The 21,247-nt window shown below is 75.1% G+C and carries 25 protein-coding genes; 15 read left to right on the top strand and 10 right to left on the bottom strand.

Features of this window, described 5'->3' with window-relative positions; translation table 11 throughout:
* Positions 1–35 precede the first annotated feature (35 nt).
* Positions 36–620: a maleylpyruvate isomerase N-terminal domain-containing protein gene (locus OG799_RS09490; protein WP_406046250.1), complete on the top strand. Its 585-nt coding sequence runs from the start codon at positions 36–38 to the stop codon at positions 618–620.
* A gap of 95 nt (positions 621–715) precedes the next feature.
* On the opposite strand, the gene OG799_RS09485 is transcribed toward OG799_RS09490, so the two are convergent.
* Positions 716–1,906, bottom strand: coding sequence for an ROK family transcriptional regulator (locus OG799_RS09485; protein ID WP_406044665.1), 1,191 nt, complete (start codon positions 1,904–1,906; stop codon positions 716–718).
* A gap of 90 nt (positions 1,907–1,996) precedes the next feature.
* Here OG799_RS09485 and OG799_RS09480 point away from each other — a divergent pair, with 90 nt between their 5' ends.
* On the top strand, positions 1,997–3,295 hold the full coding sequence (locus OG799_RS09480; RefSeq protein ID WP_406044664.1) for a YbiU family protein: 1,299 nt from the start codon (positions 1,997–1,999) through the stop codon (positions 3,293–3,295).
* Between the two features lie 28 nt (positions 3,296–3,323).
* Here the strand turns inward: OG799_RS09480 and OG799_RS09475 are convergent, their stop codons facing one another.
* A complete protein-coding gene (locus tag OG799_RS09475) occupies positions 3,324–3,800 on the bottom strand; it encodes a DUF1992 domain-containing protein (protein WP_406044663.1) in 477 nt (158 codons plus the stop codon).
* Between the two features lie 156 nt (positions 3,801–3,956).
* Between OG799_RS09475 and OG799_RS09470 the strand changes: the two genes are divergently transcribed.
* The 3 genes from OG799_RS09470 (at position 3,957) to OG799_RS09460 (ending at position 5,498) form a co-directional block, all read left to right on the top strand.
* Positions 3,957–4,493, top strand: a complete 537-nt coding sequence (locus OG799_RS09470) for a YkvA family protein (protein WP_406044662.1) — start codon at positions 3,957–3,959, stop codon at positions 4,491–4,493.
* Between the two features lie 7 nt (positions 4,494–4,500).
* Positions 4,501–5,217 (top strand): sulfite exporter TauE/SafE family protein, encoded by a 717-nt coding sequence (locus OG799_RS09465; RefSeq protein ID WP_406044661.1) that lies wholly within the window; start codon positions 4,501–4,503, stop codon positions 5,215–5,217.
* A gap of 113 nt (positions 5,218–5,330) precedes the next feature.
* Positions 5,331–5,498, top strand: coding sequence for a hypothetical protein (locus tag OG799_RS09460; RefSeq protein ID WP_406044660.1), 168 nt, complete (start codon positions 5,331–5,333; stop codon positions 5,496–5,498).
* A 3-nt stretch (positions 5,499–5,501) separates the two neighbouring features.
* Here the strand turns inward: OG799_RS09460 and OG799_RS09455 are convergent, their stop codons facing one another.
* Positions 5,502–6,050: a GNAT family N-acetyltransferase gene (locus tag OG799_RS09455; protein ID WP_406044659.1), complete on the bottom strand. Its 549-nt coding sequence runs from the start codon at positions 6,048–6,050 to the stop codon at positions 5,502–5,504.
* A gap of 83 nt (positions 6,051–6,133) precedes the next feature.
* Between OG799_RS09455 and OG799_RS09450 the strand changes: the two genes are divergently transcribed.
* Entirely contained in the window at positions 6,134–7,072 is a 939-nt protein-coding gene (locus OG799_RS09450; protein WP_406044658.1) for a DNA-3-methyladenine glycosylase family protein, read from the top strand.
* A gap of 12 nt (positions 7,073–7,084) precedes the next feature.
* Here OG799_RS09450 and OG799_RS09445 read toward each other — a convergent pair whose 3' ends face one another.
* Positions 7,085–7,690, bottom strand: a complete 606-nt coding sequence (locus OG799_RS09445) for a CGNR zinc finger domain-containing protein (protein ID WP_406044657.1) — start codon at positions 7,688–7,690, stop codon at positions 7,085–7,087.
* A 91-nt stretch (positions 7,691–7,781) separates the two neighbouring features.
* Here OG799_RS09445 and OG799_RS09440 point away from each other — a divergent pair, with 91 nt between their 5' ends.
* From OG799_RS09440 to OG799_RS09430, 3 genes are all read left to right on the top strand, one after another.
* The gene (locus OG799_RS09440; RefSeq protein ID WP_406044656.1) at positions 7,782–8,528 is read left to right on the top strand and encodes a metallophosphoesterase; all 747 of its coding nucleotides are present in this window, start codon (positions 7,782–7,784) and stop codon (positions 8,526–8,528) included.
* 2 nt (positions 8,529–8,530) lie between these two features.
* The gene (locus OG799_RS09435) at positions 8,531–9,196 is read left to right on the top strand and encodes a LysE family translocator (RefSeq protein WP_406044655.1); all 666 of its coding nucleotides are present in this window, start codon (positions 8,531–8,533) and stop codon (positions 9,194–9,196) included.
* A 107-nt stretch (positions 9,197–9,303) separates the two neighbouring features.
* On the top strand, positions 9,304–9,954 hold the full coding sequence (locus OG799_RS09430) for a LysE family translocator (protein ID WP_406044654.1): 651 nt from the start codon (positions 9,304–9,306) through the stop codon (positions 9,952–9,954).
* Between the two features lie 108 nt (positions 9,955–10,062).
* Here the strand turns inward: OG799_RS09430 and OG799_RS09425 are convergent, their stop codons facing one another.
* Positions 10,063–10,572 (bottom strand): NUDIX hydrolase, encoded by a 510-nt coding sequence (locus OG799_RS09425; RefSeq protein WP_406044653.1) that lies wholly within the window; start codon positions 10,570–10,572, stop codon positions 10,063–10,065.
* A gap of 155 nt (positions 10,573–10,727) precedes the next feature.
* On the opposite strand from OG799_RS09425, the gene OG799_RS09420 reads away from it, so the two are divergent.
* The 3 genes from OG799_RS09420 to OG799_RS09410 all read left to right on the top strand — a co-directional run bounded on the left by OG799_RS09420 (position 10,728) and on the right by OG799_RS09410 (position 12,720).
* Positions 10,728–10,859 carry a hypothetical protein gene (locus OG799_RS09420; protein ID WP_406044652.1) on the top strand — a complete coding sequence of 44 codons (132 nt, stop codon included), beginning with the start codon at positions 10,728–10,730 and terminating at the stop codon, positions 10,857–10,859.
* 34 nt (positions 10,860–10,893) lie between these two features.
* Positions 10,894–12,048, top strand: a complete 1,155-nt coding sequence (locus tag OG799_RS09415; RefSeq protein WP_406044651.1) for a hypothetical protein — start codon at positions 10,894–10,896, stop codon at positions 12,046–12,048.
* A gap of 81 nt (positions 12,049–12,129) precedes the next feature.
* On the top strand, positions 12,130–12,720 hold the full coding sequence (locus OG799_RS09410; protein WP_406044650.1) for a pyridoxamine 5'-phosphate oxidase family protein: 591 nt from the start codon (positions 12,130–12,132) through the stop codon (positions 12,718–12,720).
* A 12-nt stretch (positions 12,721–12,732) separates the two neighbouring features.
* On the opposite strand, the gene OG799_RS09405 is transcribed toward OG799_RS09410, so the two are convergent.
* Positions 12,733–14,214, bottom strand: coding sequence for a peptide MFS transporter (locus OG799_RS09405; protein WP_406044649.1), 1,482 nt, complete (start codon positions 14,212–14,214; stop codon positions 12,733–12,735).
* 252 nt (positions 14,215–14,466) lie between these two features.
* Between OG799_RS09405 and OG799_RS09400 the strand changes: the two genes are divergently transcribed.
* Positions 14,467–14,808, top strand: coding sequence for an RNA polymerase-binding protein RbpA (locus tag OG799_RS09400; protein ID WP_007460094.1), 342 nt, complete (start codon positions 14,467–14,469; stop codon positions 14,806–14,808).
* Positions 14,809–14,877: 69 nt separating this feature from the next.
* On the opposite strand, the gene OG799_RS09395 is transcribed toward OG799_RS09400, so the two are convergent.
* The 4 genes from OG799_RS09395 to OG799_RS09380 all read right to left on the bottom strand — a co-directional run bounded on the left by OG799_RS09395 (position 14,878) and on the right by OG799_RS09380 (position 19,739).
* Complete coding sequence (locus tag OG799_RS09395; RefSeq protein WP_406044648.1) at positions 14,878–15,402, bottom strand: FxsA family protein; 525 nt, start codon at positions 15,400–15,402, stop codon at positions 14,878–14,880.
* A 54-nt stretch (positions 15,403–15,456) separates the two neighbouring features.
* Positions 15,457–16,260 (bottom strand): polyprenol monophosphomannose synthase, encoded by an 804-nt coding sequence (locus tag OG799_RS09390; protein WP_406044647.1) that lies wholly within the window; start codon positions 16,258–16,260, stop codon positions 15,457–15,459.
* 41 nt (positions 16,261–16,301) lie between these two features.
* Positions 16,302–17,906 carry an apolipoprotein N-acyltransferase gene (gene lnt, locus OG799_RS09385; RefSeq protein WP_406046249.1) on the bottom strand — a complete coding sequence of 535 codons (1,605 nt, stop codon included), beginning with the start codon at positions 17,904–17,906 and terminating at the stop codon, positions 16,302–16,304.
* Between the two features lie 249 nt (positions 17,907–18,155).
* Positions 18,156–19,739 carry an FAD-dependent oxidoreductase gene (locus OG799_RS09380; RefSeq protein WP_406044646.1) on the bottom strand — a complete coding sequence of 528 codons (1,584 nt, stop codon included), beginning with the start codon at positions 19,737–19,739 and terminating at the stop codon, positions 18,156–18,158.
* 72 nt (positions 19,740–19,811) lie between these two features.
* Between OG799_RS09380 and OG799_RS09375 the strand changes: the two genes are divergently transcribed.
* Complete coding sequence (locus OG799_RS09375) at positions 19,812–20,393, top strand: helix-turn-helix domain-containing protein (protein ID WP_406044645.1); 582 nt, start codon at positions 19,812–19,814, stop codon at positions 20,391–20,393.
* Positions 20,394–20,459: 66 nt separating this feature from the next.
* Positions 20,460–21,176 carry an alpha/beta fold hydrolase gene (locus OG799_RS09370; RefSeq protein ID WP_406044644.1) on the top strand — a complete coding sequence of 239 codons (717 nt, stop codon included), beginning with the start codon at positions 20,460–20,462 and terminating at the stop codon, positions 21,174–21,176.
* Positions 21,177–21,247 lie beyond the last annotated feature (71 nt).

Below are 21,247 nucleotides of genomic sequence, written 5' to 3'. Positions count from 1 at the left end.
TCCGGGCGATTGCTGGCAGGATCGACGGCATGGCGATGACTGGGGCCGACGTGCGGTCGGCGGCGGAGGAGATGGACCTGGTGCTGCGCCCGGCGGCCGACGAGGATTGGTCGGTGCCCGCCGGCGGCCTCGACTGGTCCTGCTGGACCACCGCCGCCCATGTCGCCCACGACCTGCTCGGCTATGCCGGGCAGGTGGCGGGCCGGCCCACCTCCGGCTACCTGCCGTTCGACCTTCGGGTCAGTGCGGACGCCACCCCGGCGGACGTGCTGACGGTGGCGAACGCGAGCGCGGGGCTGCTCGCCGCCGCCGTGGACACCGCCGACCCGGCGGCGCGCGCCTGGCACTGGGGGCCCTGCGACCCGGGCGGGTTCGCGGCGATGGGCGTGGCGGAGACCCTGCTGCACACGTACGACATCACCCGGGGGCTCGACCTGCCCTGGCAGCCACCGGTCCGGCTCGGCGCCGCAGTGCTGGCACGGCTGTTCCCCGACGCCCCCGCCGGCGACCCGGCGGAGGTGCTGCTCTGGATGACCGGCCGCGCGGCGCTGGGCGACCCGCCCCGACGCACCAACTGGAGCTGGCGGGCCGCCCTGGAGCCCGCCGGACCGGCGGCCTGAAACGGCGGCGATGACGCCGCACCGCACCCCCACACGTCAACGCGGCCGCGCCGCTCCACCTGCGCCGACCCGGGGGCCGTCGGCAGTGGCGAGCGCTACGCGATCAGATCCGCGGGCGGTCGGTGGTCGTCCGTACCGTCGGGTGCGGTGCGGCGCCCGGCGGCGACGACGGCCGAGCGCAGCCGGTGGAGCGCATCCGTGCGCGCGCCGGCCAGCGCCGGCTCAACGGTCACCTCGGCGGCCCGGACGGGGACGTGGCGTGGGCCGGCGGCGACGGTCGTGCGGATGGTGTCGAGGATGACGGGGTTGCTGCCCCACCCGCCGCCGATGACGACGACCTTCGGATCGGTCAGGGCGACGACGGCGGCGAGGACGCCGCTGACGGCCCGGCCGAGAGCGTGGCGGGTGGCCATCGCCTCGGAGGTGGCCGCGGTGGCGGCGGTGAGCAGGCGGTCCACGTCGATGGCGGTGGACCGTGACTGCCGCAGGCCGAGTGCGTCGAACACCTCGACCAGCGGCATCGCGCGCCCGTGCGGACCGATGGTGACGAGGTGGGCGATCTCGCCGGCCAGGCCGGTGCCGCCGCGCCGGACCTCGCCGTCGTTGACGATGGCGCAGCCGAGCCCCTCGCCGAGGAACAGGTAGGCGAAGTCGTCGAGCGGCAGGCCGTCGTGCTCACGCTCGGCCTGCGCGGCCCAGTTCACGTCGTTGTCGACGGTGACCGGTCCGTGGACGTGCGGCGCCAGGACGTCGACGGGATCGAGCTCGCCGATGAGGAACGGCGCGTCGGGCAGCTGGGTCAGCCGGCCGGTGGCGCGGTCGACCGGATCGGCGGCGCTCACGACCGCCAGCCGGGGCGGCCGGCCGGCGCCCTCGTGGGTTTCCGCGGCCACGATGCGCAGGGCCGCGGCCACCTGCGCGGGCTGGGCTGGTCGGCTGATCCTCCGTTCGGCCCGGCACACGATGTCACCGTAGACGTCCACGCGTTCGGCCACGACGCCCTCGGGCGCGATGCTCACCGCCAGGGCGGCGCCGACGTCGGCGGCCAGGGCGTAGTACGAGCCGACCCGGCCGCGGCCGCGGCCACCGGGGGTGCGTTCGCCGGTGTCGGCCACGAGACCGAGCTCGGTCAGCCGCCGCACGCTCTCGCCCGCGGTCGGCTTCGAGATGCCGATCCGGGCTGCCAGCTCGGCTCGGGTCAGCCGCCTCTCGCGCATGAGGGCACGCAGCACCCGCTCGTCGGTCAGGGCACGCGCCAGGTCCTGGGCAGGCTTCGCCGGATCCACGCGCCAATTCTAGGCAAGGCTCTTGCCTAGAAGGAGGCCCGCCCCTACAGTCGCTTTAGGTAAGGAGACTTGACTAGAAGGAGCGCCGCCGTGTCGTCGTCACCCCTGCTCGCCCCGGGCACGCTGCCCGCCCTGCCGCACTGGGAGCGGCCGCCGACGGACCTGCCGGCCGCCATCCGAGAGATCAAGGCCGCGATCCGGGCCCGGATCGCCGCCTCCGGCCGCACCGTCGAGGAGGTCTTCGCCGTCGTCGAGCAGCGGATCAAGGCCGAGGTCGACGACATCCGGGCCGCGCGCGAGCGTACGGAGACCGTCTGGCCGGTCATCGACTACGCCGACATCGCGGCCGACACCGTGCCCGCCGACGCGCTCGCGCTGCTGCGCCGCCGTGGGTGTCTCGTCGTGCGCGGACACTTCGCGCGGGAGCAGGCGCTGACCTGGGACCGCGACATCATGCGGTACGTCGAGAGCAACAGGTTCTTCGAGAACTACCGCGGCCCGGGCGACGATTTCTTCGGCAGCGTCGGCTCCAAGCCCGAGATCTACCCCGTCTACTGGTCGCCGGCGCAGATGCAGGCCCGCCAGAGCGACCGCATGGCGCGGGTCCAGGCGTTCCTCAACAGCCAGTGGAAGCACGAGTCCGAGGGCGTGTGGTGGTTCGACCCGGACCGCGACTCGCTGTACCCGGACCGGATCCGCCGCCGCCCGCCGGGCACCAACTCCACCGGCCTCGGCACCCACCTCGACCCGGGCAACCTCGACCTGTGGATGACCCAGGCCTACCAGAAGGCGTTCCGGCACCTGTTCGACGGCACCGTCGAGCAGTACGACCCGTGGGACGCCGCCTACCGCACCGCCGGTCCGCAGTACCCCGGCTCGACGATGTGCTCGGCCTTCCGGACCTTCCAGGGCTGGACCGCCCTGTCGGACATGGCGCACGACCAGGGGGTGCTGCACACCGTCCCGATTCCCGGCGCCATGGCGTACCTGATGCTGCGCCCGCTGCTGTCCGACGTGCCGGACGACGACATGTGCGGCGTCACCGTCAACCAGGTCTTCCCGGCCAGCGAGAGGTGGCACCCGCTGCTGATGGAGGCGGTGAGCGGCATCCCGGACGTGCGGGCCGGCGACTCCGTCTGGTGGCACTGCGACATGATCCACAGCGTCGCGCCGGTCACCGACCAGCAGGGCTGGGGCAACGTGATGTACATTCCCGCCGCCCCCTGGTGCCGCCGCAACGAGGCGTACAGCGCGTCGGTGCGCGCGGCCTTCGTCACCGGGTCCAGCCCCACGGACTTCCCCGAGGAACACTACGAGCGCACCTGGACCAACCGCTTCCACCTCGACGACCTGAACGACACGGGCCGGAGGGGTCTCGGCCTCGACTGACCTCCACGCCCGCCGCCGAGCCGTCGGGTCAGTGGCGGCGCCAGGGCAGGCGCCAGCGCCGCCGGTTCGACGGCGAGGCGGGGGCCGGCTCGACCGGGGTGGCCGTCGGCGTGGCGGCCCGCTCCCGGTCGCTTCGCCAGCGGCGTACGGTGTCGTCGGCGTTGACCGGGCGGACCACCACCCGGGGGCCGGTGGGCGTACGCAGCCACGCCACGATCTCCGCGTTGAGGTCGGCGACGAAGGCGCGCACGGACTCCTCGGTGGGCAGGTCCCGCACCTCGTCGCGGAGCTGCTCGACGCGGCGGCGCAGCTGCAACGGGGTCGGCAGCAGCAGGTCGGTGGGGAGCGCCTCGCGCTCCAGGAAGCTCTTGATCCACCACGACTCGTCGTACGGCTGGCCCCGGCCGGGGATCGGCTTGCCCGCCCCGGGCAGGTTGTCGAACTCGCCGCGCTCCTGGGCCGTGCGGATCTGCGCCTCGACCGCCGCCTCCCAGCCAAATGCCACCGTCGCCACCTCCCAAACTCACGGTATCCGCTGTCCGCGGTGGGTTTCAGCGCGCGCGGAGGGCCCGGCATTCCCCGCCGTGCCGCGTGCCGGGCGGCCCGGGCTGACCCGGCGTACATTCCTCGGTGGCCCGTACCCTGCCCGAAAGGACCCCGCGTGCGCGACTGGCTGATCGGGCTCGGGGTGGCGGTGGCCTGTCTGATCGTGAGCTGGGCCGCGATGGCGCTGCTCGCCCGACGCCTTCCGCCGGGCATCCTGCGCGACCTGGCCGCGTTCATCCCCGACTGCCTGACCACGGTGCGCCGGCTGCGCAAGGATCCGCGGGTGCCCCGCCGCGCCAAGGCGGCCATCGTCTTCGCGGGCCTCTGGCTGGCCAGCCCGATCGACCTGATCCCCGAGTTCCTGCCGGTCATCGGCCCGCTCGACGACATCGTCGTGGTCGCCCTCGCCCTGCGGTACGCCGGCCGGCAGGTGCCCCGGCAGGTGCTGCTCGACGCGTGGCCGGGTGAGCCGCGGCTGCTGCTGCGGCTGCTCGGCCCGGCCCCCACCGACCCGGCCCTGACCGACCCGGCCGCCGGGCACGCCGACCGGCCGAGCCCGGAGCGTGCCGCCGACCCCGCCGCCGACCCCGCCGCCGGACAGCCCGACGGACAACCCGACGCGCCGCGGGGTGTCTTGCCGGGCGAGCGCTGAGCCGCTCGTGGGCACGTTGCTGGCGGCTTCGGCGGCGGCGTTCCTGCTGGCCCTGCTCTCGGCGGTGACCGGCTTCGGCGGCGGCGTGCTGCTGCTGCCGGTGTTCACCGCGCTGTTCGGGCTGCGGGTCGCGGTGCCGGTGCTCACCCTCACCCAGCTCTCCAGCAACGCCGCCCGGGTCTGGCTCAACCGCCGGGAGCTGCGTTGGCCCCTCGCCGGCCGGTTCGCCGTCGGGGCGGTGCCCCTCGCGCTGGCCGGCGCGTTGCTGCTGGCCCACGCCCCCCTCACCGCGCTGAAGCGGCTGCTCGGGGTGTTCCTGCTCGCCGTGGTGGCGTGGCGCCGCCTGGGGGCGCGGCCGTCCCGACCCACCGGGCGCACCTTCGTGGCGGTCGGCGCGGCGTCCGGGCTCGGGTCGGCGCTGCTGGGCTCCGTGGGCCCGCTGACCGCACCGTTCTTCCTGGCCTACGGCCTCACCCGGGCCGCGTACGTGGGCACCGAGGCCGCCGCCGCGCTCACCCTGCACCTGTCCAAGACCGTCGGGTACGCCGCCACCGGGCTACTCGGGCGGGACCGCGTGCTGCTGGGCGCGGCGCTCACCCCGGCCACCCTCGCCGGCGCATGGGTGGGCCGTCGGGTCGTCGGCCGGATCAGCGACCGGGTCTTCGTCGCCCTCGTCGAGGCCGGGCTGGTCGTCGCGGCGGTGCTGTTCCTCGCCGGCTGGTGACGGCCTCGGCGAACCCCTGCCACGGCCGTCCGGCCGGCCTAGGGTGGGTGGCAGAGGCTGACCTGAACAGGCAGGACGGTTCACGGTCGGTGCGCCATCCGGGAGGAGTGGACGTGACAGATCCGGAAGAGGACCGCGAGAAGAGCCACAAGACCGACGACGTGCTCTTCTCCACCGACGGGGATCCCCACCACCACATGGAGCAGGCTCCGCAGCCGGACGAACATCTGCCCGTCCAGTTCACCCACGACGGGGAGACGGAGACCGTCGGCGACGAGTGACGGTCAGGCCCGCCAGCGCACGTGCCGGTGCCCGTCGCGGGGGAACGGCGGCCGGGCCGGCAGCACGTCCTGGAAGGCGTACCCGCTCTTCTCCGCCACCCGGCAGGAGGCGGGGTTGTCGACCTGGTGCAGCAGCTCCAACCGGGTCAGCCCGGCCGCGCCGAACCGGGCGAACGCCCAATCGGTGACGGCGGTGACCGCGCGCGGCGCGACCCCCCGCCCGCGGGCCGGGGCCGCGGTCCAATAGCCCACCTCCGCGTACGACCGGCCGGGGGTGACCTCCTTGAGGAGCACGTGCGCGACCAGCCGCTCGCCGTCCGGGCCCGGTTCGAGGATCGCGAAGCTGAACCGGCGGCCGGCCGCCCAGCCCTGCCGGCTGCGCCGCAGGAACGCGCGGGCGTCGGCGGTGGTGCGGACCGGGTGCAGGGTCCAGCTGCGCAGCACCGGGTCCCGGTAGGCCGCCAGCAGCTCGTCGACGTCGTCGTCCCGCCACGGCCGCAGCAGCAGACCGGGCGCGGTGGGGGTGGGCGCGGCGCGCAGCTCGATCGACACCCCGGTAGTGTCGCCCGCCGTCCCGGCCCTGGCGAGCCCCTTACCGCGCCGGGATGTCGGTCCCCGCTGGTAGACCTTCGGCGATGACCTCGACACCGGCGACCTTCATGCTGACCCCGCGCGGGCCGTTCTCGCTGGCGGCGAGCATCCGCTTCCTGGAGGGCTTCACCCCGGCCCGGTACGCCGGCTCCGCCGAACCGGTGCTGCGCCTGGCGTTCCCGCTCGACGGCCGGTGGACCCCGGTCGGGCTGCGGGTGCGGCAGGACGCCGACGGGGTGGTGCACGCCCGGGCGCACCCGCCCGGCGACCCGCCCGACCGGGATGCCGTCCGGGCCCAGTTGCGGCGGATCCTCTCCCTCGACGTCGACGGTGCCGGCTTCGCCGGGGTGGGCGCGCGCGATCCGGTGGTCGGCGGGTTGCAGAGCCGCTATCGCGGCCTGCGCCCGGTGACCTTCTGGTCGCCGTACGAGGCGGCCTGCTGGGCGGTGATCAGCCACCGGATCCGGATCACCCAGGCCGCCACCGTGAAGGCCCGGCTCACCGAGCGGCTCGGCACCCCGGTCGAGCTGCCCGATGGGCCGGTCACCGCCTTTCCCGGGCCGGCGGAGCTGCTGCGCGGGGTGGACGCCCTGACCCGCATGGGCGGGCTGGCCGGCCGGAAACCGGAGTGGCTGTGCGGGCTGGCCGCCGCGGCGCTGGACGGCCGGCTCGACGCGGCCCGGCTGCGGGCGCTGCCCACCTCAGAGGCGCTGCGCGAGCTGTCGACGCTACCGGGGATCGGCCCGTTCTCCGCCGAGCTGATCCTGCTGCGCGGCGCCGGCGCCCCGGACGTGGCGCCCCGGCACGAGCCGCGGTTGCGCCAGGCCGTCCGGGACGCGTACCGCCTCGACGTGGACGTTGACGACGACACGCTGACCCGGATCACCGACGGATGGCGCCCGTACCGGACGTGGGTCAGCCTGCTGCTGCGCACCTGGCGGGAGGACGAGACCGGGGAGATCTCCGGCCGCCGTCGACGGTGAGCGCCGCGGCGCTCACCCGGCGGTGGTGTGCCGTTGGTAGTGGCGGGCGACCCGCGCCCGGTTGCCGCAGGAGGGTTTGCACCACTCCTGGCGCGGGTGGTCCTTGACGAAGTAGCGGACACAGCGGGGCGCCGGGCAGGCCCGCAACTGCTCGCGCGCCGCACTGGCGAGGAATTCGATGGCGGCGCGGGCCAGGCCCGCGGTGAGCCGCAGCCGGGCGTCGGCCGCCTCGCCCTGCCAGCTGATGCTGGGCCCGGCCCCGTCCGGCCAGCGCAGCACCGGCCTGACCGGCAGCGCGGCGGCCGCCCGGTTGAGCCGGTCCACCGCCTCCGGTGTGGACAGCAGCGCGGAGGAGTCGGCCCGGCTCGGCGGCCCCGGGCGGACCGCTTCGGCGAAGAGGGTCCGCAGCGCGCGGCGCACCGCCACCACGTCGAGCCGGGTCGGCTCGTCGGCCGTGTCGGCGAGCGGCCCGACGTCGCCGGCGTACTCGGGCAGCAGAGGCGCCTGTGCGTGGAGCCAGGCGGCCAGGCCGGCGACGTCGCCGAGGTCGTCGGCGACCCCGCCGGCGCCGTCGTGCCGGATCGTGCCGGCCAGGGCCAGGGTGAGCTGCTGCGCCATCGGTGCTCCTCCGGTACGGGCTTGTGCGTCCGCTGGGCGCCACTGTAGCGTGCCTAACGCCTAGAGTCGGAATAGCCATTAGGGGATCTCGGTGCTGGTTATCGCCCATCTCAGTGACACCCATATCGACAGTCATCCCCGATCGGCCGAACGGACCGCGCGGGTGATGGATTACCTGCACGGCCTGGCGCGACCGGTCGACGCGATCCTGATCACCGGCGACATCGCCGACCACGGCGAGGTGGCCGAGTACGAGACCGCGGCCCGGCTCTTCGACTCCCCGCTGCCGGTCCTGGTCTGCCCCGGCAACCACGACGTACGCGCCGCGTACCGCAAGGGTCTGCTCGGCGACGACCGGGGTGGCACTGGCCCGATCAACGCCCGGCACGACGTGGCCGGCGCGGTCTTCCTGCTCGCCGACTCCTCGGTGCCCGGCGAGGACGACGGCCACCTCGACGAGGAGACGATGGGCTGGCTCGCCGCCGAACTTGGCACGGTGCCGGCCGGCACGCCGACCTTCCTCGCCTTCCACCACCCGCCGGTGGCGCTGCACCACCCGATCATCGACCCGATCCGGCTGCTGCCCGCCGAGCCCCTGGCCGACCTGGTCGCCGCCCACCCGCAGGTCGTCGCCGTGCTGACCGGGCACTTCCACACCGCGGCGGCGAGCACCTTCGCCGGCCGTCCACTGCGGATCGCGCCGGGCGCGGCCTCCACCCTGCGAATGCCATGGGAGGGCGAGGGTCCGCTGACCACCCAGACCCAGCCGCCCGGCGTCGCGTTCCACGTCTACGACGACTCCGGCCTGCTCACCACCCACTACCGGGTGGTGGTCTGAGCGTGCGCGGGGTCGCCGTGCTCGGCTTCCTGGCCGCCGTCGCGCCGATCACCACCGCGCCGGGCACGAGCCTGTCCCTGGTCGTCTCGCGGGTCGCCGGCGGCGGCCGGCAGGCCGGCTGGTGGGTCATCCTGGGCACGGTCACCGGCCTCTACGTGCACGCCACCCTGGCCGCGGTCGGCCTCGCCGCCCTGGTGCTCCGCTCGTCGCAGGCGTTCTGGATCGTCAAGCTGGTCGGCGCGGCGTACCTGGTCGGGCTCGGGCTCTGGCTGCTCCGGCCCTCGTCCCGCCGCCGCACCCCGGCGGCGGCCGACCCACCGGACCCGGCCGGGGCGGCGGACCGATCGGCGCCCGCGACCCGGCGGCTGCCGTGGCGCGGGCACCATCCCTACCTGCAGGGCCTGCTCGGCAACGTGCTCAACCCCAAGGCCGCCGCCGTCTACCTGACCCTCGCCCCGCAGTTCCTCGAACCGGGCCGGCCCGTGCTGGTGCCGATGCTGGTGCTCGCCACGGCGCACGCGGCGCTGCACACCTGCTGGCTCGCCGGTTGGACCGCGGTGACCGGCGCGGCCGCCCGGCTGTTGCGCACCGTCCGGGTCCGTCGGCTGCTCGACCGGTTGACCGGGGCGGTCCTGCTCGCCCTCGGCGTACGGGCCGCCCTGCCCTGATCGTCGGTCGGCGCTGGCCCTGCCCCCGTCCGCGCCGTCGGGAACCACCTCGTCGTCGGGGGCGGTGTGGCGTAGGGTCACGTCAAGATCGGAAACCGGGAGGGCACGTGGTCGCGGTCGGCGCGCTGGTGGGAATCGGTCTGGTGGCGTTGGGCCTGGTGCTCACCCCGGGCCCGAACATGGTCTACCTGGTGTCCCGGTCGGTCACCCAGGGCCGCCGGGCGGGGCTGGTGTCGCTGCTCGGCGTGGCCGTCGGTTTCCTGGTCTACCTGGGGGCGGCGGTGGCCGGGATCGCGACCGTGTTCGTGCTGGTGCCCCCGCTGTACACGGCGGTGAAGCTGGCCGGCGCGGCGTACCTGCTGTGGCTGGCCTGGCGGACGCTGCGCCCCGGCGGCCGGTCGGCGTTCACGCCGCAGCCCCTGCCGCCCGACCGGGCGCGGCGACTGTTCACCATGGGTCTGGTCACCAACCTGCTCAACCCGAAGATCGCCATCCTGTACGTGTCGCTGCTGCCGCAGTTCATCGACCCGGCGCGCGGCCACGTCGCCACGCAGAGCCTGCTGCTCGGGCTCACCCAGATCGTCATCGCGCTGACCGTCAACGCGCTGATCGTGCTCACCGCCGGCGGCATCGCGGCGTTCTTCGCCCGGCGGCCGTTCTGGCTGCGGGTGCAGCGCTGGGTGATGGGCAGCGTGCTGGCGGGGCTGGCCGTCCGGATCGCCGCCGACCGGTCCCGGGCGGCGCTGGTCACCCCGTGATCGTGGGTCGTTCCGGCCCCCGGTGCGGGCGGTGCGGGTCGCCCGGCCGGTGACACGCCTTTGTCGCCCGGCCGGGGCCGGCGGGCGGCCCGAGGTGGAGCGTGCCGGTCAGAGCGCGTCCGGCTGGCTCAGCGCCGGATGCTGCTCGCCGGGTGCGGCGTGCCAGGCGGGGGCGTCCTCGGCGACGGTGGTGTCGATCCGCAGCCGGGACCAGTCGTCCAGCTCGGGCAGGTCGTCGGGGGCGAACCAGCCGACCTCGAGGGACTCGTCGCCGTCCGCGGTGGGCGCCCCGCCGACCGGGCGGCAGCGGAACCAGACGTTGAAGTATTCGCAGGCGTCCCCGTTGGGGTAGACCACCGGGTGGGTGGCGACCCCGCCGACCCGCTCGATCTCGGCGCGTACCCCGGTCTCCTCGAAAACCTCCCGCAGCACCGCGTCCGCCGGCTGCTCGCCCGGGTCGATCGCGCCGGCCGGCAACGACCAGCGGCCGTTGTCACCGCGCCGGGCCAGCAGCACCCTTCCGGCGTCGTCGCGCACCACGGCGCTGACCCCGGGCAGCAGGAGCAGATCGGTGCCGATGTGCTTGCGCATCCGCGCGACGTACGGGGAGACGGGCATGGCGGCACCCTACCGCCGGGTGTCGCGGTGGCGGCGCACCATCCCGGCGGCGAGGGGGCGGCGTCCAGGTCACCGCCGGCGCCGCCCTCGGCCCCTACGCGTTCGCGCTCTGCCTGGCCGCGGGCGGCTTCGTCGCCTCCGCCGCCGGGCAGACGGTGGCGCAGTCCGGCGCCGCACTGGCCGCCATCCGCTACGGCTTCGGACTGCTGCCGGCCGTGGTCATGGTCGTCGCGGTGCTGCTGCAACGCCGGTACACCCTCGACCGCGCGGCCCGCGCCGAGGGCTGACCCGGACGAGCCCCATCACTAGACTTCGCCCTCGATGGACGCCCAACCCACTCCCCCCGCCGACACCCGCCCCTGCGCCCACTGTGGACGGGATGTGCCGCAGCGCGCCGGCGCGGGCCGGCCGTTCCGCTACTGCCGGGACAACGACGGCGCCTGCCAGCGGGCGTCGCGCAACTCCCGGATGCGCCACCGCACCGCCCCCGGCCTGCCCGGCCAGGTCGCCCGCACCTGGGAGGCGGTGGACCGGCTGGACCAGATCGTGGAGACCCTCACCGAGGCGCTGCACGCGGAGCTCTCCCCCGCCGGCGTGGAGCGGCAGCTGGCGCAGTTGCGCGCCGAGGCGGCCGCCCAGGTGGCCGCCGCACACACCGAGCGGGACGACGCCCGCCGCGACGCCGAGGACGCGGCCGCGGCCGCGGTCCGGGCCCGCCAGGAGGCCCGCGCGGCGGTCGCCGAGCGGGACGCCGCCCGCGAGCGGGCGGACCGGGCTGTCGAGCAGGCCACCCACGCCGCCGGCCGGGCGGAACAGGCCGAGGCGGGTCGGGACGAGTCGCGGCGGGAGGCCGGCGCGGCGCAGGCGCTGCGGGTGCAGGCCGAGCGGGACCGCGACGCCGCCCGCGCCGAGCTGCGTACCCTCCGGTCGGAGCTGGAGGGCGAGCGGCGCCGGCTGGCCGACCTGACCGTCGAGCGGGACGCGGCGCGGGGCGACGCCGAGCGGGCCACCCGCTCGGCCGGCGAGGCCCTTGAGCGGGCCGAGCGGTTGCGCGCGGAGGCCACGCAGGCCCGTACGGAGGCCGAGGCGGCGCGGGCCGAGGCGGCCCGGGCGGGAGCGACTGCCGGCGAGGCCGACCGCGCCCGCCGGCAGGCCGACGACGCCCGGGGCCGGGCCGAGGCCGCGCGGCAGGAGGCCGACGCGGCAACCGCCGCCGCCCGCGCGGAGCTGGCGGCCCGGACGGCCGAGCAGGGCGGCCTGACCGCCGACCTGGTCGCCGCGCGCGACGCCGCCGCGTCCGCCGAGGCCCGGCTGGCGGACCTGACGGTACGACTGGGATCGGCCGAGGCCGACCGGGACCTGGCCCAGCGACGGGCCGCGCAGCTCGCCGACCAGGTCAGCGACCTCGCCGGCGCGCTGGCCCGGCTCAGCTCCCGCCACGCCGACGACGCCGGGACGCCGCGTCCCGCCCCCTGACCGCCTCCGGTGACCACCGGCACGTCACCGCAGGCTGGGACGGGTCAGCGGCACGACCACGCCGGCAGCAATAATGACCTGGTGGGAAAGACGTACGAACGTATCGACGGCCGGCTGCGCACCTTCATCGAGGAGCAGCCGATGTTCTTCACCGCCACCGCGCCGCTGGCCGGCGACGGCACCGTCAACCTCTCCCCCAAGGGCCTGCGCGGCTCGTTCGCCGTGGTCGACGACCGGACGGTCGCCTACCTCGACTTCGCCGGCTCCAACGCCGAGACGATCGCCCACCTGCGGGAGAACGGCCGGATCACGCTGATGTGGTGCGCCTTCGCCGGCCCGCCGAACATCGTGCGGGTGCACGGCCGGGGCGAGCCGGTGTTCCGCGACGACCCCCGCTGGGCCGACCTGTTCCGGCTCTTCCCCGACATCGACGCCGGCATGCACGGCCTACGCGCGGTCATCCTGGTACGCGCCGAGCTGATCCGCGACACCTGCGGCTACGCGGTGCCACTGATGACCTACGACGCCGACCGGGACCTGCACGGGCGGCGCTTCGCCCGCGAGGACGACGCCTCGCTGAGCGCGTACTTCGCCGGCAAGGACCATGTCGCCACCAGCATCGACGGGCTGCCCGGCCTGCCGCTGCCGCTGCCGCCGACCCCGGCGGTGTGACGCCGGCGCCGGTCAGTGGATGCCGGCCATCAGCTGCCGGATGTGCCGGGCGAACATCACCGCGCCGAGCCCCAGCACCACCGACGCCAGCCCGAAGGTGAGGAAGTACGTCGGCTCCGGCCACGTCTCGGCCAGCCGGGCCACCTGACCACCGATCGCGTCGCCGACGGCGGTGGCGAGGAACCACAGGCCCATCATCTGGCTGGCGTACTTCACCGGGGCGAGCTTGGTGGTGGCCGACAGGCCCACCGGACTCAGCGCCAGCTCACCGGCGACCTGGATGGCGTACACGGCCACCAGCCACCACGGGGAGACCAGGTCACCGCCGACGGCGGCCTGGGCGGCCGCGGCCATCAGCACGAACGACAGGCCGTTGAGCACCAGACCGACGGCGAACTTCATCGGCGTGGAGACCCGGTGCCCGAGGCGCAGCCACAGCCACGCGGCCAGCGGCGCGCCGATGATGATCAGGATCGGGTTGACCGACTGGAGCCAGGACGCGGGGAAGGTGAACCCGAGCACGTCCCGGTCGGTCTTGTCGGCGGCGAAGATGTTCAGCACCGACCCCGCCTGGTCGTAGATCAGCCAGAACGCCGCGGCGAAGACGAACAGCCACAGGTACGCCTTCATCCGGCTGCGTTCGGTCCCGCTGATCTCCCGGTCGGTGAGGATCCGGGCGAAGTAGGCGATGGTCACCAGCACGGTGACGATGGTGAGCAGGTTCACCACGGTGTTGACAGTGAAGAGCCCGAACAGGGCGAGGACGGCGAGCAGCACCAGCACCGCCAGGGTGACGACGCCGATGCGGGTCAGCGCGCGGCGGCGGTCCGCGCCCAGCAGCGGGTCGGCGGGACGGGCGCCGGCCTCGCCGAGGTTGCGCCGGCCCAGCACGTACTGCAGCACGCCGAAGGTCATACCGATCGCGGCGGCGCCGAAGCCCAGGTGCCAGTTGATCTTCTCGCCGAGGAAACCGGTGATCAGCGGGGCGATGAACGCGCCCAGGTTGATGCCCATGTAGAAGATCGAGAAGCCGGCGTCGCGGCGCGGGGAGTCCCGGTCGTACAGGTCGCCGACCATGGTCGAGATGTTGGGCTTGAGCAGGCCGGTGCCGAGCACGATCAGCGTCATGCCGGCGAACACGCTCCACCGGGCGGGGATCGCCATCACGTAGTGGCCGGCCGCGATGACCACGCCGCCCCACAGCACGCTGCGTCGGGCCCCGATGAGCCGGTCGGCGACCCAGCCGCCGGGCAGCGCCATCAGGTAGACCATCGCGTTGTAGGTGCCGTACACGGCGTTGGCGGTGGACTCCCGGATGGCCAGCCCGTCGTCGGCGACCGCGGCGGTGAGGTAGAGCACCAGGATCGCCCGCATGCCGTAGAAGCTGAACCGCTCCCACATCTCGGTGAGGAACAGGGTCGACAGCGCCCGCGGGTGACCGAAGAAGGTCTTCCCGCCGGGCGGTCGGGCATCGACCGGCGCGTCACTGGTCATCGACACCTCCCGCGCACCTGGGGCGGCGGACATCCCCCGCGAACGGCCGCCTGCGGCGGCTAACATCCCCATTGACAGCGAAAACACTCCACCGTTTCGACCCGGCCGGGGACGACCCCGCCGGGTTCACGTCATGGCCGGTTACCCTTGCAGGGGTCGCGCGGCCGGATCACCCACCGGGGCGGGAATGCCTCGGCGGCGACGGACCGTTACACCGACAGGACCAGCACCACGAACGAGGGGAAGTCGATCATGGGCGAGCGTATGCTGCGCGGAAGCCGCCTGGGCGCGGTGAGCTACGAATCCGACCGCAACACCGAGCTCGCGCCGCGTCAGACCCGCGAGTACCTGTGCGCCAAGGGCCACCAGTTCGAGGTGCCGTTCGCCGTCGACGCCGAGGTCCCGACGACCTGGGAATGCAAGTTCGACGGCAGCGTCGCCCGGCTGGTCGACGGCAACGAGCCGGAGCAGAAGAAGGCCAAGCCGCCGCGTACCCACTGGGACATGCTGCTGGAGCGGCGCTCCATCGCCGAGCTGGAGGACATCCTGGCCGAGCGGCTCCAGGAGGTCCGCACCCGCCGCGGCCGCGCCTGAGCGCACCACGAACGACCGAAGCGCCCCCGGGAAGAACCTTCCCGGGGGCGCTTCGTCGTCGTGGGTCGTTCAGGGCCGGCCGGGCTCGACGATCTCGCCCTCGATGGCCCGGCCCTGGTCCGTCACCGGCTGCTGCGGGGCGGTGGGCGCCGGCGCCGGTTGCGGGGCGCCGCGGCGCACCCGGACCCGGCGGGGGCCGAACAGGTCACCGGCGACCATCGACGACACCCGGCGCTCGGCGGAACGTTGCACGCCGACCCGGGCGAGCCGGCGCACCGGCGGCACCAGGAGCAACAGCCCGGCCAGGCCGCTGACCAGCCCGGGGGTGGCCAGCAGCAACGCCCCCAGCAACCCCACCAGCCCGTCGGTCACCTGCGGCCCCGGCGGCTGCCCGGACTCCACGGCGGCCCGGAAACCCCGCCAGGCGCGCATCCCCTCGCGGCGCAGCAGCACCAGCCCGAGCAGGGACGCGGCGAACACCAGCAGGACCGCGGAACCGAACCCGATCCCGCGGCCCACCAGGACGAACACCGCCAGCTCCAGCACCGCCAGCAGCAGCAGGGCCGGCGGTACGAACCTCAGTCCTCGGCGCATCTCACCTCATCAACCATGGCGTCATCACGCTCCTCCAGCATGACACGTCCACGCTCAGGGCCACCGGACCTGACCGTCAGTGGTGCCGTGCAGGCCCCGCCGCACGGCCGTGCGCCGGTCCTGCAGCGCCCACCCGGTGACCCGCCACAGCGCCTCGGCCACGATCAGCGGGCTCATCTTGCTGTCGCCGTGCTCCCGCTCGGCGAAGGTGATCGGCACCTCGACGATCCGCACGCCGGCGCGGTGCGCCAGCCGGGACAGCTCCACCTGGAACGCGTACCCCTGCGAGGAGACCGACTCCAGGTCGATCGCCGCCAGCGCCGTCGAGCGGTACACCCGGTAGCCGCCGGTGGCGTCGGAGACCGGCATGCCCAGCGCCAGCCGCGTGTACAGGTTGCCGCCGCGCGACAGCAGCAGCCGCCGCAGCGGCCAGTTCACCACCCGCGCCCCCCGCGTCCACCGGGAGCCGATCACCACGTCCGCGTCGCGGGCGGCGTCCAGCAGGGCCGGCAGGTCCTCCGGGGCGTGTGAGCCGTCGGCGTCCATCTCCACCACCGCGTCGTACCCGCGGTCGCGGGCCCACGCGAAGCCGGCCAGGTAGGCCGCGCCGAGCCCTTCCTTGCCCTCCCGGTGCAGCACGTGCACCTGCGGATCGGTCCGGGCGAGGGCGTCGGCGAGCGCGCCGGTGCCGTCGGGGCTGTTGTCGTCGGCGACGAGGATCTCCACCGCGGGCGCGGCCGCCCGTACCCGGGTGACGATCCGGTTGACGTTGTCGGCCTCGTTGTAGGTGGGGATCACCACGAGGACCCGCCCCACCCCGGGATGGCCGACCGTCCGCCTGTCGGCTACCTCGACCACCGCGCTACCGCCTTCCACCGGCGTACCGGCACCCGTCGTCCTCAGCCGGGGGTGACCTCCCGGCGGCGGCGCAGCACCGCCGCGCCGGCCAGGGCCGCGACGGCGAGCGCCGCGAGGGCCGCCTCGGGCCACACCCCCGCCCGGGTGGCCAGCGTACGACCGTCCCCGAGCTGCATCTGCCGGACCACCACGGCCGCGGTGTTGAATCCGGTGGCACCGTCTACCCGCCCGTCCGGGGTAACGAACCCGGACACTCCGACCGTGGAGGCCATCAGCGCGGCCCGGCCGTGCTCGACCGCCCGCAGCCGCACCATCGCCAGCTGCTGGCGGGCCTCGGCCACGTCGAAGGTGGCGTTGTTGGTCTGCACCACCAGCAGCTGCGCGCCGCCGGTGACGGTGTCCCGGACGATGCCGTCGTAGGCGACCTCGAAGCAGATCACGTCGCCGAGCACCGCCGGCCCGGAGTCGAGCACGCCGGGGTCGGTGCCGGCGACGAAGTCGGAGCGGATCCGGTCGACCTCGGAGCTGACGGCCCGGGCGATGGAGCGCAGCGGCACGTACTCGGCGAACGGCACCGGGTGCCGCTTGGTGTAGAGCTGGTCGAGGTCGGCGCCGCTGCCGGGGCGCCACAGCAGGCCGGCGTTGCGCACCTGCCCGGCTCCCGGGCCGAGCAGCACCGCGCCGACCAGGATCGGCGCGCCGATGGCGTCGGCGGCCTGGGTGATCCGGTCCCCGGCGCCGGGGTTGCGCAGCGGGTCGATGTCGCTGGAGTTCTCCGGCCACACCACCAGATCGGGCCGGCGCTGGGTGCCGGCGGCGACCTGCGCGGCCAGGGTCAGCGTGGCGTCGACGTGGTTGTTGAGCACGGCCTGGCGTTGGGCGTTGAAGTCCAACCCGAGCCGGGGCACGTTGCCCTGCACGATGGCCACGGTGAGGCTCTCGCCCGCGCCGCGTACGCCGACCGGCACCGCCGACCCGGCGCCGAGGACGACGGCCAGCGCGGCGAGCAGCCCCGCCACCGGCCGCCACTGCCCGGCCTGGTGGCGCCAGTTGCGCCAGCCGAGGGCCACGAGCAGCCCGCCGGCCAGCGCGACGGCGAAGGTGACCAACGGCGCCCCGCCGAGCGCGGCCAGCGGCAGCAGGGGGGAGGAGTCCTGGCTGAACGCCAGCCGCCCCCACGGGAACCCGCCGAACGGGGTGCGGTCGCGCAGCGCCTCCTGCCCCACCCACAGCAGCCCGGTCAGCACCGGCCACGCCCACCGCCACCGGTCGACCAGCGGGGTCACCCAGGCGGTGGCGGCGCCGAGCAGCGCCAGATAGCCGGCTTGCAACAGGGACAGCAGCACCCACGGCAGGTAGCCGGTGTGCAGGTTGGTCCACTCCAGCAGCGGCGCGAACAGGGCCACCCCGGTCAGGAACCCCAGCCCGGCGCCGGCGCGCAACCGCCGCCGGTGCGCCGCCGCGGCCAGCAGCGCCACGCCGACCGGCGCCAGCGGCCACACCCCGTACGGGGGGAACGCGGCCAGCAGCGCCAGCCCGGCCACGACCGCCAACGGCACGGCCACCTTCAGCGGGAGCGGACGCCCGGCCCCGCTGTCGCGTGCCCCGTCGGTGGCACGCGTCTCTTCCCGGTCGAGCGTCGTCACCGGCACCTCACCACGATCACGCGCCGAAGGCTACCCGGCCAGTGCCGTCCGATGCCGCTCCGGTGGCTTGCCCGGGGCCCAGCTGTCGATCTTTGTAACGGTGGGCAGTGCCCCCGGCTCGCACATCGCCAGCGACGATCACACGGTGGTCGTCCTCGTGCCGCATCAGAACAACTTCGAGCGATGGGGTACAGGCCGGCCCGACCGGCCCGTGACCGGTGCGGGCCCGGGGCCGGCCGGCCGCGAGGTTCAGCCGCGGCGCCGCGCCACCAGCACGGCATCGTGGATCGTGATGTCCCGCCCATCGGGGTCCACCGCGGCACGCGGCCGGGCCTCGGCCGTGCGCACCTGCCAGACCCCGGGGTCGAGGGCGGACGCCACCTCTTCCGCGGTGTACATCAGGTCGGGGAAGTGCATCCGGTGTGCCGTGGTCCGCAGGTCGGACGGGTGGTGCCCGACGATCAGCAGGGTGCCGCCCGGGGCGACCGCAGCGGCCAGCCGCGCGAACAGCTGCCGTCGCGCCTCGCCCGGCAGGTGCATGAACTGCGCCGACACGAGGTCGTACCGGCCGGCGGCGGGCGGCTGGTCACGCAGGTCCGCCTGCGCCCAGGTGATCCGGGCGGCAACCGCCTCACCGGCCGCCGCGGGGTGCGCCGCGGCCCGCCGCAGGGCAGTGTCGGCGATGTCGACCGCGGTGACCTGCCAGCCCCGCTGTGCGAGCCAGACGGCGTCGGCGCCCTCGCCGCAGCCGACGTCCAGCGCCCGGCCCGGAGCCAGGGCGGTGGCCTCGGCCACCAGCTGCGGGTTGGGCCGCCCACTCCACACCGCCGGCCGGGCCCGGTAGCGCTCCTCCCAGGCGGCCTGCTCGAACATCGTGCTCAGGTCACGCCGGTAGCCGGCGACGGCGTCGTCGGTCTCCTCGGCGATCAGGTCGGCGTTGATCGCCGCGCCGGCCATCAACCCCGCCCCCGCGGCCGTGACCACCTGCGCGCGTACGTCGGCGACGTTGCCCGCCACCCACACTCCGGGCACGGCGGTGGCGCCCGTCGGATCGGCGGGGATCTGCGCGCCGACGACGTGGCCGGCCATCTCCACGTCGGCCGGGGCCAGCCCGAGCGACTCCAGCACTCCCGCCCTCGCGGTGGCCCGGGCGGCCACCACCACGGCGTCGAGCGCGACGATCTCGCCGGAGGTCAGCCGCACCCCGGTGAGCGCGTCGCCGGTCACCTCCAGCGCGGCGACCGGGCCGTCGACGACGGTGATCCCCCGCGCCGCGAGCCGCTCGGCCTCTTCCGCCCCGGGCGCCGGGACGCCGTGCAGCAGCAGCGTCACGTGCGGGCTCCACTGCCGCCACAGCTGCGCCTGGTGCGCCGCGAGGGGCCCGGTGGCGAGCACCCCGATCCGCCGGTCGCGGACCTCCCAGCCGTGGCAGTACGGGCAGTGCAGCACGTCGCGACCCCACCGCCCGGCCAGCCCGGGCACGTCGGGCAGCTCGTCGACCAGCCCGGTGGTGACCAGCAGCCGCCGGGCCCGCACTTCCCGCCCGTCGTGCAGGGTCACCAGGAACCCGTCGCCGTCCCTCGTCGCGTCCTGGGCCGTCCCGTTGATGATCTCGCCGCCGTACCGGGTGACCTCGTCGCGGCCGGCGGCGAGCAGTTCGGCCGGCGGCGTGCCGTCGCGGCCGAGGAAGTTGTGCACCTGCCCGGCGGGCGCGTTGCGGGGCTGCCCCGCGTCGACCACCAGCACGGACCGTTGCGCCCGGGCCAGGGCCAGCGCCCCGCTGAGCCCGGCGGCCCCACCGCCGATCACCACCACGTCGTATCTGTCGTTCATCGTCGCCTCCGTCGCTGTTGTCGGTGCCCACCGTGCGCCCGACCCGGCTCAGTGGCAAGTAGTGTTGCTGTTATGGCAAACGAGGAGTCGGCGGTGCTGGCTGCGGTGGGTCCGCGGCTGCGGGCCCTGCGCACCCGGCGCGGCGTCACGCTCGCCCAGCTCGCGGAAACCACCGGCATCTCGATCAGCACCCTGTCCCGGCTGGAGTCCGGCGGCCGCCGGCCCACCCTGGAGCTGCTGCTGCCCCTCGCCCGGGCCCACCAGGTGCCGCTGGACGAACTGGTGGGCGCACCCGCCACCGGCGACCCCCGGGTGCACCCGCGGCCGATCGTCCGCCACGGCATCACCTTCCTGCCGCTGACCCGCCGCCCGGGCGGCCTGCAGGCGTTCAAGCAGATCTTCCCGCCGCACACCCCCGCCGACCCGGAGCAGCAGAGCCACGAGGGCTACGAGTGGCTGTACGTGCTGTCGGGCCGGATCCGGCTGCTGCTGGCCGAGCACGATTTGCTGCTGACCCCCGGGGAGGTCGCCGAGTTCGACACCCGGCTGCCGCACGCGGTCGCCAACCCGGACCCGCGGCCCGCGGAAGTCCTCGCCCTCTTCGGCCCGCAGGGCGAGCGACTGCACGTGCGGGCCCGCCCCACCGGCGGCTGACGGCGCGCGGTGCGGATCCGCCGCCGGCCGGGCGGGATGTCGTACCCGGCTGGCACGGTGGTCGGCATGGAGGCAGACGGGCCGCCGACAGCGGCGACGACGTACGTGCTGATTCCGGGCGCCGGCGGCAGCGCCGAGTATTGGCGGCTGCTCGTCGACGAGCTGCGCCGGCGGGGCCGGGAGGCGGTGGCGGTGGACCTGCCGGCCGCCGACGAGCACGCCGCCCTGTCCGAGTACGCCGCCGTCGTGCGCGCCGCCGTGGACGGCCACCGCGACGTGACGCTGGTGGCGCAGTCCCTGGGGGCGTTCACCGCCCCGCTGGTGGCCGACCATCCGGCGGTGCGGCTGCTGGTGCTGGTCAACCCGATGATCCCCGCACCCGGGGAGACCGCCGGCCAGTGGTGGGCGGCCACCGGCCACGCACCGGCCCGGGCGGCGTACGCGGCCGCGCAGGGCCGCCCGGTAAGCGACGACGTGGACCTGCTGGTGGACTTCTTCCACGACGTGCCGCCGGAGGTGACCGCACGGCTGATGGCCGCCGGCGGGCCGGGGCAGTCGCCGGCGGTGTTCACCCGGCCGAATCCGCTGCGCCGCTGGCCCGAGGTGCCGACCCGGGTGGTGTCCGGCCGCGACGACCGGTTCTTCCCGCTGGAGTTCCAGCGCCGGCTGTCCCGGGAACGGCTGGGCGTGGCGCCCGACGAGCTGCCCGGCGGGCACCTGCTGGCGTTGAGCCAGCCGGTGCTGCTCGCCGACCGACTGGAGGCGTACCGGCCGCAGGTGTGAGGCGGAAACGAAATCGGGGCGCGGCTCGCGCCGCGCCCCGATGCTCCCAGGCCCTTCCCGGCCGGTGGGGC

Source organism: Micromonospora sp. NBC_00898 (assembly GCF_045207895.1).
In the GTDB taxonomy this organism is placed as follows: domain Bacteria; phylum Actinomycetota; class Actinomycetes; order Mycobacteriales; family Micromonosporaceae; genus Micromonospora.
The sequence above is the reverse complement of the archived record's forward strand: the minus strand, read 5'-3'. Positions and strand labels throughout refer to the sequence as shown.

What these genes read in the sequence shown, in the direction of transcription:
- OG799_RS09405 (WP_406044649.1), bottom strand. Translation starts at nt 14,214, where the DNA reads ATGACCAGTGACGCGCCGGTCGATGCCCGACCGCCCGGCGGGAAGACC.
- OG799_RS09445 (WP_406044657.1), bottom strand. Translation starts at nt 7,690, where the DNA reads ATGGCGCAGCAGCTCACCCTGGCCCTGGCCGGCACGATCCGGCACGAC.
- OG799_RS09450 (WP_406044658.1), top strand. Translation starts at nt 6,134, where the DNA reads ATGACCTCGACACCGGCGACCTTCATGCTGACCCCGCGCGGGCCGTTC.
- OG799_RS09395 (WP_406044648.1), bottom strand. Translation starts at nt 15,402, where the DNA reads ATGCGCCGAGGACTGAGGTTCGTACCGCCGGCCCTGCTGCTGCTGGCG.
- OG799_RS09415 (WP_406044651.1), top strand. Translation starts at nt 10,894, where the DNA reads ATGGACGCCCAACCCACTCCCCCCGCCGACACCCGCCCCTGCGCCCAC.
- OG799_RS09490 (WP_406046250.1), top strand. Translation starts at nt 36, where the DNA reads ATGACTGGGGCCGACGTGCGGTCGGCGGCGGAGGAGATGGACCTGGTG.
- OG799_RS09375 (WP_406044645.1), top strand. Translation starts at nt 19,812, where the DNA reads ATGGCAAACGAGGAGTCGGCGGTGCTGGCTGCGGTGGGTCCGCGGCTG.
- OG799_RS09370 (WP_406044644.1), top strand. Translation starts at nt 20,460, where the DNA reads ATGGAGGCAGACGGGCCGCCGACAGCGGCGACGACGTACGTGCTGATT.
- OG799_RS09425 (WP_406044653.1), bottom strand. Translation starts at nt 10,572, where the DNA reads ATGCCCGTCTCCCCGTACGTCGCGCGGATGCGCAAGCACATCGGCACC.
- OG799_RS09380 (WP_406044646.1), bottom strand. Translation starts at nt 19,739, where the DNA reads ATGAACGACAGATACGACGTGGTGGTGATCGGCGGTGGGGCCGCCGGG.
- OG799_RS09400 (WP_007460094.1), top strand. Translation starts at nt 14,467, where the DNA reads ATGGGCGAGCGTATGCTGCGCGGAAGCCGCCTGGGCGCGGTGAGCTAC.